This window comes from Caballeronia sp. LZ001, from assembly GCF_031450875.1.
Taxonomy (GTDB): domain Bacteria; phylum Pseudomonadota; class Gammaproteobacteria; order Burkholderiales; family Burkholderiaceae; genus Caballeronia.
Window position 1 is genome coordinate 1,113,864 of sequence record NZ_JARTVX010000003.1, and the last position, 12,354, is coordinate 1,126,217.

Sequence of the window (12,354 nt, forward strand, 5' to 3'; positions counted from 1 at the left end):
CGAGGAACGCCTGCGAGCCCCGTCGTCCGTACGTTGGCACACCTTTCGCAGTTACTGGCCCGCGGTTCAACCAAAACAAAGTAACGAGGGCCATCATGAATACGAGGAACGTCGGACAGGAATTCTTGCGCAAGTCTATCGTCGCGGCAGCGGTCGCGAGCGTACTCACGCTGGCGGCGTGTGGCGGCTCGGGAACGATGAGCAAGTCGGCAGGCGCGAGCGGTAGCGGCTCTGGAACGATCACGACCGGCGACAGCGGCACGGGCTCGGGCAGCAGCGGCGGTACCGGAACGGGTAGCGGCGGGGGTAGTGGTAGTGGCAGCGGTAGTGGCGGGGGGACCAGCGGGGGCTCCGGTGGCAGCACGGGCGGCACAAGCGGCGGCGGCACCGGAGGCGGTAGCACGGGTAGTGGTAGCACCGGGGGCGGCGGTACGGGCGGTGGCAGCACCGGAGGCGGTAGCACGGGTGGTGGCAGCACGGCTGGTGGCAGCACCGGCGGTGGCAGCACGGGCGGCGGGGGCACTGGCGGTGGGGGAACCGGCGGTGGCACCACGGGCAGCACGACGCCTCAGCCTGTCGCGGCCGTCGTAGGCAAAACAGGCAACGTGGTGTCCGCGCTTGGCGCGACGGTATCGGGAATCGGGTCGGCAATCGGCGCGACGACCACGCCGCTCGTCAGCGCGGGCACCACGAAAGCCACGGGCGATGTCGTCACGAACGCAGGCGCGGCTGTCACGACGCTCGGCGATGGCGTGTCGGCCGGGCTCGGAACCATCGGCTCGAGCACGAATCCGGTCGGCACGACGGTGGCGAGTCTTGGCGGTGTCGTCGAAAAAACCGGCGATACGGTCAGCAGCGCCGGGACGCTCGTATCGAGCCTCGGCACCGGTACGCTTTCGCCGCTCGCACCTGTTACGACGCCGGTCGGGAGCATCGTCGGAATCGTGGGTAACGCGGTGACGCAGACGGGCGGCGTCCTCGATCAGACGCTGACCAGCGCACCGGTTCAGCAACTCACGCAGCAAGTCAGCCAGGCCATCACGCCGATCACGTCTGTCGTCAGTTCGACGACGCAGACCGTCGGCGCGGCAACGGGCCTCGGCACGCCGGTCAACAACCTCCTCACAACGCTCGGCGGCGCGCTCGGTCAGGCGGGTCAGGGCATCGCAGGCACGGGCGCCAATCCGGTCACGGCGGGCGTGGGCAATCTGGTGTCGACCACGGGAACGACGGTGGCATCCGCGGGCGGCCTCGTCAGCGGCACGCCGGCGTCCAATCCGCTCGCACCGATCACCGGCATTCTCGGCGGCGCGACCGGCGCAGGCTCGGGCGTACTTGCGCCGGTCACGGGTCTGGTCGGCGGCGTCACGGGCGCACTGACGGGCGCAACGGGCGGCACTGGAACGACGGCAGGCTTGCTTGCGCCGGTCACCGGTCTCGTCGGCGGCGTGACGAGCGCGCTCACGAGCGCGACGGGCGGCGGTACGGGCTCGACGGCGAGCTTGCTCGCACCGGTCACGGGGCTTGTCGGCGGCGTCACGGGTGCGTTGACGGGCGCAACCGGCAGCGGTACGAGCGTGCTCGCGCCGGTCACGAGCGTGGTCAGCGGCGTGACGGGTGCGTTGACAGGCGCGACGAGCGGGACGGGCGCCGGTGCCGGTGTGCTTGCTCCGGTCACGGGCGTGGTCGGCGGCGTGACCGGCGCGCTTACAGGCGCCACGGGATCGGCCGGTGGCGTGCTGGCTCCGGTGACAGGCATCGTTGGCGCCGTCACTGGTGCGCCGGGCGGCACGACCGGCTCGTCCGGTTCGGGCGGCGGCGTGCTCGGCACGGTGACCACGATCACGGGCGCGGTCGGCGTGACGGTTGCCACGACGCACGGCACGACCAGCGCAGGCGCGGGTACGGGCGTGGGTATCGCGACGACGACAGGCGGCACGGGTAGCACCGCCAGCACCGCAAACGGCTCTGGCACGGGCTTGCTCGGCGCGGTGGGTTCGATCGTCGGCGGCGTGCTCGGAGGACCGCGACGCTAACGCATGAAGCCAGGCGTCACCGTTTCCGGATCGCGGCGTATCGCGGTTCGGAAACGGCGTGACGCCAGGCGAATGTCGACGCGCATGCCAGCAACACAACACGCGTCCGATCGAAGCCACGAATCGCATCACCAAACGACAACACACGACGAAGAACGCGGCGCTGCCCGTGCAGGATGTTGGAAGAAGCACGCACCGCACGACGTTCTCGCGACAACCTTCGAGGATTCATCGTGGAGATCCGCGACTGGAAACGGGTGCTCTTGCTCGCCGCAATCGGCGCCCCATTCACGGCGCAACTCGCGCTCGCTCAAACTGTTCCGGCGGCACCGCGCGCGAGCATCGGCGGCAATCCGCTCGATGCCCTGCCGCAAGTGAACACGCCGCCCAAGCCGGCGGTATCGGTGAACGTGCAGCCTCCCGCTCCCGCGCTCGACGCGCTCCTCGCACAGCATCTCACGCCGCGCAAATTCGAAATCGAGGGCGTCAAAGCCCTGCCCTTCGACGATGTCGCGCAACGCTTCGCGCCGCTCGTCGGCACGGACGTGACCATCGGCAAGCTGATCGAAACCGCCAACGGCATCACCGCGCTTTACAAGGAGCGCGGCTATGCGCTCTCGTTCGCCTTCATTCCGGCGCAAACGTTTCGGGAAGGCGTGGTGCGGATAACGGTGGTCGAAGGGTATATCGCGCAGGTCGTCGTGAAGGGCAACGCGGGCGCGGCCGAGAAGCGCATTCGCGCGGTGGCCGACCGCATGCGTCAGGACCGGCCGCTCACGCAAGCGAATTTCGAGCGTTATATCAACGTGCTCGGCATGATTCCGGGCGTGAAGACGCGTGCGACCGTCGCACCGCCGCAGAATACGGACGGCGCCGCCACGCTCGAACTCGATGTCGAGCGCAAGCCTTTCAACGTGAGCACGGGCATCGACTTCAATCATCCGGGCGTGCAGGGCATTCTGAGCGCGACCGAGAACGGCATGCTCGGCTTCGGCGAATCGCTGTCGGCGTCCGCGCTGTTGCCCAAGGGACGCGACGATCAAACCTATTACGCGCTCAACGGCTCGCTGCCTATCGGCACGGATGGCTTCACCGCGAAAGTCGATGCATCGCATTATCACGGGCATCCGGTCGACAATCCGGGGCTGCCGTCTTATATCGAGCGCACCGTCGTGAACGACAAACTCGCGTTTTCCGCCGTCTATCCGTTCCTGCTGAGTAACGCGCGCAGTCTCGTCGGCACGGGAAGCGTCTATGCATCGCACGATGAAGACCGGCTGAAGAACACCATCGTCGCGGGCAATCCGCAGTTGTCGCAGCGCTCGCAGATTCGCGTCGCGCAATTGCAGCTCGATTACACCGGCATTGCGACAGGCGTCGTGCGGCGCGCGAGCGTGAACGTGGCGAAGGCGTTCGACGTGCTCGGCGCCTCGAAGAGCGCGGACACCAACATTGCCGGCTACGCGCCCGTCAATCCCGTCTCGCTCACCTTCGTGCGGACCGGCGCGAGCTACACGCAGAGCAACGAATGGCCGATGAAAATCGGCACGGCGCTTTCGCTGACGGGGCAGTATTCGCCTGACTCCCTGCCGACATCCGAGCAGGTTTCGTTCGGCGCGCAGCGTTTCGCGCTGGGCTATCAGCCGGGCGAAGTGTCGGGCGATTCGGGCTTCGGCGCGTCATTCGAAGTGAACCGGCCGCTCGATATCGGCATGACGTATCTGAAGACCTTCACGCCTTACGTCATGGTCGATGCCGCGCGCGTTTTTCTGCATGGCGGCACGGCGAGTCCGCGGCGTTTGTCGTCGTTCGGGATAGGTTTTCGAGTGTCGGATTCGAAGCACTACAGCATCGATCTGTCCGTCGCCAAGGCAACGGGCGATGCGCCCCTCGAGAGCGCATCGCGCAGTCCGCGTGTGAACGCTTCGTTGTCGTATCAGCTGGACTGAAGCTTCACGTGACTGAGCGTCCGGTTCACGGCGTCGAAGCGGGCGCCGGTTGTCCGGCCTTCTTTGCGTTGACCTTGGCCTGCGCGTTCTGCAGATTCTGCGGATAGTCGTTCTGCTCGCCGCCGGGGTTATAGCCGTTCTTTTCGAGCTCGCCGAGTTCGGCGTTTTTCTTTGCGCGCGCTTCCTTGCGCTGCGCTTTCTTGACCTGCTTGGGCGTGGACGCGCCGGCGTCTTGCGCGTGTGCGGGCGTCGCGGGCAGCGTGACGAGCGCCGCGACGGACAGCGCGATGACGGCGAGCGGTGCGGTGCGTAGGTTAAGCATAATTCTTCTCCCCAGGAAGTGAATGAAGCGCCTGTCGCGACAGCAAGACCCGATCCAAACCTTATCTGTCGACGATCCGGCTGAGGTTCGCCCGCACCCGCTGCAGGAGCCCGATCAACTGCTCGCTTTCCTGGCGGCTCAGGCCCGCGAGCGCCTCGGAAGTGATTTCGTCGCCGACGCGCCGCGCCCGGTCGAGCGCCTTCTCGGCTTTCGCGGTCATGCTCACTTGCCGCTCGCGGCGGTCGTCGGGATTGAGCCGTCGTTCGATCCAGCCACCCTCCTCCATGCGATCCAGCAGTCGCCCGGCGGAGATCGGCGCGACCTCGAGCAGCCCGGCGAGCCGCACCTGATTCACCTCGCCGTAATGCGACAGATAGGCGAGCACGCGGCATTGCGCGCGGGTCAGATTCAGCGATGACTTGGCAAGCTCGTCGAAGCGGTTGCCGCACAGGCGGTCCACATCGGCGACCAGAAAGCCGAAGCGTTTGTCGAGTTGAGTTTCCATCGGGCGATTATAGGGAAGACGCCGCCCGGTGTTCCAGAGGCGACGGGCAGGCAAACCACGATGATCGTGATCTCAACGACTTCATGCTGATGTGCGTTGTCGGTGTGATGCGCCCAGCGATGAATTGAGTCGCTAATCATTCGACGCACGCCACGGCGAAAAGTCCATGCCTATTTTTGCCGAAGAGATGACTCGACTTCTTGAAGTTAATCGTTATGTTTCGGTATCCGAATATCTCTGAATTTTTTGCCGATGGCGCGGTCGATTCGAATCATGGATGTATCAGTTCGCATATTCGAATTTGGTCACGGGTCAACGTCTGCCACAACGGCCGATAAAGGCTCGACAGTACTAAATTATTTAGTCTCTGCACACAGGATGACGCGCGCGTTAGTTGGGCAGGATTTAGTTGCACAGCGCCCGGTAAATATCGTTCCAATTGCTTTATGTTTTACCGATTTACAGCCGCATGCGTGTTAAGCTTCACAGCACGCCGCCTGAAGCAAGCCACGCGGCACGCACCATTCGCCGCTTGTGAGTTGTCCCTCCTATCGATCGTGCCCGTATCGTCCAAGGGGCTTGGACAATCCATGCTCCCTTCAACGAGAAAGCGCCCTTTTCGCACGACTCGCTTTATTAGTAATTAGCGCATTATTGATCTGACGATCCTTTTCAATACTCGCTTCGTTAGTTCTAACTTCGTGTAAGTGCAGCGACGGGTTGCACGATCTCCTCGGTTGCAGGCGCGTTTGAACGCAAGCCTTGCCCGCTTCTAATCCGCCAAGAGTCGCCATTCTCTGCGACTAATGTCTTGCGTGCGTCACGATCGCATCGGCGATCGATTCGCGAAAAATAGTCTTTGCCACCTTGGTCGGCGCGTCCAGGCCACCGACATCAGCGTGAAATATCCAGCCGGCTGTTTTTCCGGCTCAACAAGACTAAATGCCTACTACGTATGTGTAAATAGCTGGTTCAGACCGGTCTACGGAGCAAACGGTGTTTACTACCGAGTGGTACCTGCCCATGAAAGCCGATTCCCTCCCTCATCCACGAGAACAAATACCGGAGAACCCCGGCTTCACGCCTGTCGCGCTACTGCTCCGTGCTCTCTCGATGCTCCCATATCGATGGGTTGCCAGAATTGGCAGCATACTTGGCGCGCTGCTGTACGAGATCCCGAGCCGTCGCAAGCACATCGTTCTCGTCAATCTGCGCCTTTGCTTTCCCGGCAATTCCGAAGCGCACTATCAAGAGCTTGCCAAAAAGCACTTTCGTCATGTAATCCGCAGCTATCTCGAGCGCGGTATTCAGTGGTACGGCAGCGCGAAGTCGATACGTTCGATAGTGCAGATAGACAGCGAAATCGATCTCGATGATAAAAACGCCCCGCCAACGATTTTCATGGGCTTTCACTTCGTTGCCATCGAGGTCGGCTGTCTGGTGCATTCGACGACTTCGCCGGTGGCTGCGCTCTACACCCGCATGTCGAACAAGCGCCTGTGCGCGCTCGCCAAACGGCAGCGCGGCAGGTTCGGCGCTGAGCTGATAGAGCGGTCGACGAGCGCCAGAAAGGTGGTCGCGCTGCTTCGCTCGGGCACGCCGGTGATGCTGGCGGCCGATATGGATCACGGCATCGACAATTCGGTTTTCGTGCCGTTTTTCGGCGTGCCGGCCTGCACGTTGACTGCCGTCTCTCGGCTTGCAAAGCTGGGACATGCGCGTGTGGTACCGTTCGTCACCGAGGTGTTGCCCGATTATCGAGGATACCGGCTTAAGGTCTTTAAACCCTTGATCGATTTTCCGTCCGCTAGCGACACGGTCGATGCGAGCCGCATGAATGCATTTCTGGAAGAACAAATTCGCCTGATGCCCGAGCAGTACTATTGGGTGCACAGGCGCTTCAAGCATCGGCCGGACGGCTTGCCATCGGTATATTGAGGTTGAAATGGACGTTGTGTGCCCGAAAGGCAGGAAATCCGGCGTTTCGCGAACCGGAGTTTGACGCAGAAGTAATTTTGCGCACAACACCAGTTGCCTTTCAGACGTAGGCAGTTCACTATAGGCGCCTTAGCGCAATCGCGATAGGAAACCGCCGCTACGCGGCAAAATTCAGGAAGAAGATATGGCAACCGGTACGGTCAAGTGGTTCAACGATGCAAAGGGTTTTGGTTTCATCACGCCTGATGGCGGCGGTGAGGACCTGTTTGCACATTTCTCGGAAATCCGCGCTGACGGCTTCAAGAGCCTGGCGGAAGGCCAGAAAGTGAGCTACGAAGAAAAGATGGGCCCGAAGGGCAAGCAAGCTTCGAACATCAAGCCTGTGTAAGGCGAACGCGCCGCAGCAGCTTTCGGGTTTGCTGCGGCGCGTCATATTTGACCTTCTGTTTAGGCACGGCGACGCGCATTGGTTTTGCGCTGCTCGGCTGCTGCTATCTAATACCGCTTAGTCTACCTGGGGCTTGATGCGCTCGTGCTTCGGCGCGGCATGTCATGGCCGAACGTCGTGTGGGCACGATGGGTTGTGCCGATGCTTTCGTGCATGGGTCGTTTAGGCGCGTCGATCAAGACTTCGTCTTGTCAACATTGTCCTTCGGGTCTTTCCCTACCTCGAGCGTCCGCTCGACCTGATGGTCTTCCTTGGCGCCAACAAAAAACCAACCTTTCCGCAACGCGCGTCTGTCTGAGATGCAAGGTTTTCGGCTCTTGGCTTTCGACTTTCGCCATCCAGGTGACTTCTGTCTTGTTCACCGGTCGAGGTACCCTGCGCAACATGACAGAGGTACTACAAGCCACTTCCCCGAACGCACTTCGCATGCAACCGCCACGACTGAAGCGTGGTTGGAAGCAGTTCCACTTTGACAAGCTGCCTGGCGTCACGTACTCATCTGTGCTGCTTGCGCACTGACAACGTCGGCTAGTGTTCGCGCCGCTTTCCGGGTGCCTCACCAATCCGGCGGAGACGGAAATCCAAGAGCACATTTTGGTTCTGCATCGCCGGATCAAACCCTTCTTACATCGAAATACTAAGGCAGGCGCAAGGAAGCATACGACGCCCGAGGCGCAGCAAGTTAGCCGGCTCACCCACTGCCCTAAAGCAATTTCCTTCACACTCACATTGGCACTTTTCAATCAAAGATTCGATTTCCTAAACATAAGCAACAATGCCAATGAAAATATAAGACCAATCTCGTTGAAGCTTAGATAAGGATACCGGATCATTCAAACACGCTTTGTAGAGAGCGACTCGGATGACTTTAGTCGCACTGACTCTGTCGTCTGATGAAGCTGACTGTCTGGACTGACGCGCACCTTTTCGGCGCCAATCCAAGCTCGACGCTTCACATACTTAGCGGCGATTCAACTTAAAACACATTCGCAAATCTAACTGTCTGGAATCTCGTATGAAGACTTTTGCTATCTCGGCCCTCGTTGCTGGCTTGCTTGGCTTGACTGCCGCCAGCGCATTCGCCTCGGACGGAACCATCACGTTCAACGGCGCATTGACTGCCTCTACTTGTACCATCAACGGCAACGACACGTCGTCTAAAGACTTCACCGTCAACTTGCCTAACGTTATGACCAGCCAACTCACGGCTTCAGGCCAGACAGCCGGCACGACGTCCTACCACATAGCACTGACGGCCTGCTCGCCGGTTACCGCCAGCAGCAAGGCGGCGGTGTTCTATGAAGCGGGCTCAACCGTCGACCCGAGCGATGGTCGTCTGATGGTCGCAAGCGGCGGCGCCGGAAACGTCAAGCTGCAACTGTTGAACTCTGACTCCTCGCCTATCAAGGCAGGTTTTTCGCGCGATTTGCAGAACTCCATCGCGGCCAACATCTCCTCAGGCTCGGCTTTGCTGAACTATCAAGTCCAGTACTACGCAACCGGCGCAACGTCCGCTGGCGCGGCAAACTCGTCAGTCGTGTATAGCATCGACTACCAATAAGCCGAGCTTTTGGCAGCGGTTGAGTTCGCATAAGTAAGAGGTCATGCGAGGGTGGGCGCGAGCCCACCCTCGCGTTGGGTCAAAGCATTTGGTTGAGATTTTAGTTCCCATGAGACTGGCAAGCAGGCTACTCACAATTACAGCGCTGTGCATTGGGCATCTCACGGCGGCGCCACAAGCGTACGCCTCCGTGGTGATTGCCGGCACGCGCGTCGTCTATAACCAGAGCGATTCCGAAGTCACCGTGAAGCTCACGAACAATGGAAAGCTCCCGGGGCTGACCAAGGTGTGGCTCGATAAGGGCGACCCGGACGCCAAGCCGGACAGCATCGACGTCCCGTTCACGATCACACCTCCCATCATGCGCATCGATCCGGGCAAGTCTCAGACGTTGCGCATCATGTCGACCGGCGAGGCGCTGCCTGCCGACAAGGAATCAATTCTCTACCTGAACGTGCTGGAAGTCCCGCCAAAGCCATCCGGCGATGACGCTTCCGCCAACCAGCTGCAATTGGCGTTCCGTACACGCATCAAGTTCTTCTTCCGGCCGACTGGACTGAAAGGACAAGCATCGGACGCGCCCGGCGCTGTCGTGTGGCACATCAAGCGTGATGGCTCGACGAATGCGATCGAAGCGTCCAATAGCTCTCAGTATCACGTTTCTTTCGACCGCATCGAACTTACGGGGGACGGGCATACCGCGGCATTCGATCAAGGTGGAATGGTCGGGCCGGGAGAATCAAAATCGTTTCCGCTCAAGGGTGAAGTGCCTTCATCGGGCGGAAAGGTCAAATACACGGCCATTAACGACTACGGCGGCCCCCAGTCTGGCGAAGCGAGTCTGGCTCCCTGACTAAGAGACAACCCCGGTTCGACCGCGTGGCCAACTAACCACGAGTTTGCAAACGCGCCGGATTTCCTCCAAAAGACGCGCAGGCTGGCATGCACGCCTTTAATGGCTGCATGGCTATGCACGCCCGTAATTTTCGTATGCGTCAGGGAACATGAAATACCGCAGCATTAAGTTGGCAGGCACGCACCTGAAACCGGTAAGTATTCTGGTCATTCAAGCTATCGCGGCAGTGGGTACCAGTTGCCGTGCCTGGGCGGATGCACCGCAACACTATGCCGCCGTCGAGTTTAACGAGCAATTCCTCGATTCCAGCGATTCCGAGAAGTTAGATGTATCTCGATTCAATAAGGGCCAAGAAGTGCTTCCGGGCACGTATCGGTCCGACATATATGTCAACGACGCCTGGAAAGGAAAGCTGAATATCGAGGTTCGAGAGCTGGGAGGGGACTCTCACGAGGTGGTCCCTTGCATGAATGCCGATCTGCTCGAACGGCTTGGCGTCGACCCGAGAAAGCTCTCGGCAGAGTCGACCGCCAAGCTCGAAACAGCAGATAAGGTCTGCCTGACTTTGCCAGATCTGATTCCGAGCGCGGTCGCGTCGTTTGACAGTGGCGAGCAACGGCTGGACGTCTCAATCCCCCAGATCGTGATGAATAGCCGTGCCCGAGGCTATGTCGATCCGAAGTACTGGGAGGACGGCGTGCCTGCGGCCATGCTGCAATACAACGCCAACGCTTATCACAGTTCGTCGCCCCAATTCAATAACGACTCCCAGTATCTCGGACTGATCGGCGGGGTCAACGCGGGCGCCTGGCGCTTTCGCTATCAGGGCAACCTGACGAACACCAGTAACGGTGGTTCGCATTTCCAAAGCGTGCAGACCTATGTTCAGCGCGGGTTCAAGGGAATCAAGAGCCAGTTGACCGCCGGTGACACCTTCACCGACGGTGCTCTGTTCGACAGCTATGGCGTTCGAGGCGTCACACTGGGCACCGATGACCGGATGTATCCGGAATCGCAGCGTGGCTATGCGCCGGTCATCCACGGCATAGCGAATAGCAACGCCAAGGTTCAGATCCGGCAGAACGGCAACATCATTTACGAAACGACCGTCTCCCCCGGTGCCTTCGAGATTGACGACCTGTATCCGACTGGCTACGGCGGCAATCTTGATGTCATCGTCACGGAAGCAGACGGGTCTCAGCATATCTCCACTGTGCCGTACGCCGCAGCCGTCAATGCGCTGCGTCCAGGGGTGACACGCTATAGCGCGACGATAGGTGAATATCGTGATGCCACGCTCAACATCCATCCCTTCGTCTCGCAGTTCACGATACAGCACGGCATAAGCAACCTGCTGACGCTCTACGGCGGGATCACCGCTGCGGATCTGTATTTCGCGGGCATGGTGGGCACGGCGCTAAACACGAGCGTTGGTGCATTCGGCGTGGACGTAACCAGCGCGACCGCGAGTTTCAAGCGACTCGGCACGCGTAACGGGGCGAGCGTACGCCTGAGTTACTCGCAGCTAATTGCACCAACCGACACGAATATCGCGATCGCGGCGTACCGCTATTCCACGAGCGGTTTCTTCAGCTTGCCTGATGCCATGACCATGCGTCAATTGAACGACGACGGTCAGCTAGCGGCCATGTCGGCGCTACAGAAATCGCGTGTTCAGTTCGTGCTGAATCAGAGCATCGGATCGAGTGGCCGTTTTGGGTCAGTGTATGCAATGGGTTCGGTCACTTCTTACTGGAATCGCTCCGGCCACGACACGCAGTATCAAATTGGCTATAACAACAGTTGGAAGCGTCTGACCTATGGCGCGTCGCTTGTGCGCCAGTATCAGGTCGATGCGGACCGCTGGGACAACCGGATCATGCTGAATCTTACGGTTCCGCTGGGTTTGGGTTCGCACGCGCCGCAATCGTCAACATACTTCCAGCATGACACGAGCGACAGCAGTTCAAGTATTCAACAGTCGATCACCGGCACCTTGGGTGAGGACAACGCCATCACGTATGGCCTGAATGGAAACTTTAACGACGGCGGCCACGCACGCAGTTCGTTCAATGCAGGCGCCAATGTGGGCTATATGTCGCCATTCGCGCTATTGACGGCCAACGCCAGCACGGGACGTCAATACTCTCAGGTGGGCGCGAGCGTTTCAGGCGGTGTGGTGGCCTGGGGTGATGGCGTTGCGTTCACGCCGAACATGGGTGAAACCGTGGCCGTGGTGGAAGCCAAGGATGCGGCTGGAGCCAAGCTTGCGAACGGTTCGGGCCTTCGCGTGGATCCTTGGGGCCACGCAGTGGTGTCGGGCATACAGCCGTATTCGAATAACGACGTCGAGATCGATCCCAAGGGTTTGCCTCTGAATATCGAGCTGAAGTCAACCGTTCAGCGAACAGCGCCGACGGCAGGCGCCGTCGTGAAGCTCAAGTTCGAAACCGAGGACAAGGGCAAGTCCGCAGTGATGCGCGTCTTGCAGGCCAACGGCAAGCCGCTTCCGTTTGGCGCCACGGTTTCGGACGACGCGCAAAACACCGTCGGGACCGTGGCTCAGGGCAGCCGCATTATCGCGGTGGGACTGAAGCTCGATAGCGGCAAATTGAATGTCAAGTGGGGCGACGCATCTGATCAAACCTGCTCCGTGCCTTATCAGTTGCCAGAAAAGACAAACTCGGTGACGCCGATCTTGCTAAAGATCGCGGACGGCGTATGCCAGTAATGCAAAAG

General features: G+C 60.2%; 9 protein-coding genes. 7 read left to right on the top strand and 2 right to left on the bottom strand.

Annotated features, from left to right (window positions below; genetic code table 11):
• The first annotated feature begins 95 nt into the window (after positions 1-95).
• Both P9292_RS09590 and P9292_RS09595 read left to right on the top strand, forming a co-directional pair.
• Positions 96-2,036 carry a collagen-like triple helix repeat-containing protein gene (locus P9292_RS09590; RefSeq protein ID WP_309958682.1) on the top strand — a complete coding sequence of 647 codons (1,941 nt, stop codon included), beginning with the start codon at positions 96-98 and terminating at the stop codon, positions 2,034-2,036.
• Between the two features lie 233 nt (positions 2,037-2,269).
• Positions 2,270-3,985 (top strand): POTRA domain-containing protein, encoded by a 1,716-nt coding sequence (locus tag P9292_RS09595; RefSeq protein WP_309958683.1) that lies wholly within the window; start codon positions 2,270-2,272, stop codon positions 3,983-3,985.
• A 25-nt stretch (positions 3,986-4,010) separates the two neighbouring features.
• On the opposite strand, the gene P9292_RS09600 is transcribed toward P9292_RS09595, so the two are convergent.
• Both P9292_RS09600 and P9292_RS09605 read right to left on the bottom strand, forming a co-directional pair.
• On the bottom strand, positions 4,011-4,307 hold the full coding sequence (locus P9292_RS09600; protein WP_244830834.1) for a DUF4148 domain-containing protein: 297 nt from the start codon (positions 4,305-4,307) through the stop codon (positions 4,011-4,013).
• Positions 4,308-4,368: 61 nt separating this feature from the next.
• Positions 4,369-4,812, bottom strand: a complete 444-nt coding sequence (locus tag P9292_RS09605; protein WP_309958684.1) for a MarR family transcriptional regulator — start codon at positions 4,810-4,812, stop codon at positions 4,369-4,371.
• 1,023 nt (positions 4,813-5,835) lie between these two features.
• Here P9292_RS09605 and P9292_RS09610 point away from each other — a divergent pair.
• The 5 genes from P9292_RS09610 (at position 5,836) to P9292_RS09630 (ending at position 12,346) form a co-directional block, all read left to right on the top strand.
• On the top strand, positions 5,836-6,750 hold the full coding sequence (locus tag P9292_RS09610; protein WP_284503944.1) for a lipid A biosynthesis lauroyl acyltransferase: 915 nt from the start codon (positions 5,836-5,838) through the stop codon (positions 6,748-6,750).
• A 184-nt stretch (positions 6,751-6,934) separates the two neighbouring features.
• Positions 6,935-7,138 (top strand): cold-shock protein, encoded by a 204-nt coding sequence (locus P9292_RS09615; protein ID WP_244830836.1) that lies wholly within the window; start codon positions 6,935-6,937, stop codon positions 7,136-7,138.
• A gap of 1,075 nt (positions 7,139-8,213) precedes the next feature.
• Positions 8,214-8,759 carry a fimbrial protein gene (locus P9292_RS09620; protein WP_309847189.1) on the top strand — a complete coding sequence of 182 codons (546 nt, stop codon included), beginning with the start codon at positions 8,214-8,216 and terminating at the stop codon, positions 8,757-8,759.
• Positions 8,760-8,868: 109 nt separating this feature from the next.
• Positions 8,869-9,612 (top strand): fimbria/pilus periplasmic chaperone, encoded by a 744-nt coding sequence (locus tag P9292_RS09625; protein ID WP_250469318.1) that lies wholly within the window; start codon positions 8,869-8,871, stop codon positions 9,610-9,612.
• A gap of 151 nt (positions 9,613-9,763) precedes the next feature.
• Positions 9,764-12,346 (top strand): fimbria/pilus outer membrane usher protein, encoded by a 2,583-nt coding sequence (locus P9292_RS09630; RefSeq protein WP_309958686.1) that lies wholly within the window; start codon positions 9,764-9,766, stop codon positions 12,344-12,346.
• Positions 12,347-12,354: the final 8 nt, after the last annotated feature.

Bases quoted from the DNA above. Each gene is read 5' to 3' on its own strand.
- P9292_RS09590 (WP_309958682.1), top strand. From the start codon at position 96: ATGAATACGAGGAACGTCGGACAGGAATTCTTGCGCAAGTCTATCGTC.
- P9292_RS09600 (WP_244830834.1), bottom strand. From the start codon at position 4,307: ATGCTTAACCTACGCACCGCACCGCTCGCCGTCATCGCGCTGTCCGTC.
- P9292_RS09605 (WP_309958684.1), bottom strand. From the start codon at position 4,812: ATGGAAACTCAACTCGACAAACGCTTCGGCTTTCTGGTCGCCGATGTG.
- P9292_RS09610 (WP_284503944.1), top strand. From the start codon at position 5,836: ATGAAAGCCGATTCCCTCCCTCATCCACGAGAACAAATACCGGAGAAC.
- P9292_RS09615 (WP_244830836.1), top strand. From the start codon at position 6,935: ATGGCAACCGGTACGGTCAAGTGGTTCAACGATGCAAAGGGTTTTGGT.
- P9292_RS09620 (WP_309847189.1), top strand. From the start codon at position 8,214: ATGAAGACTTTTGCTATCTCGGCCCTCGTTGCTGGCTTGCTTGGCTTG.
- P9292_RS09625 (WP_250469318.1), top strand. From the start codon at position 8,869: ATGAGACTGGCAAGCAGGCTACTCACAATTACAGCGCTGTGCATTGGG.
- P9292_RS09630 (WP_309958686.1), top strand. From the start codon at position 9,764: ATGAAATACCGCAGCATTAAGTTGGCAGGCACGCACCTGAAACCGGTA.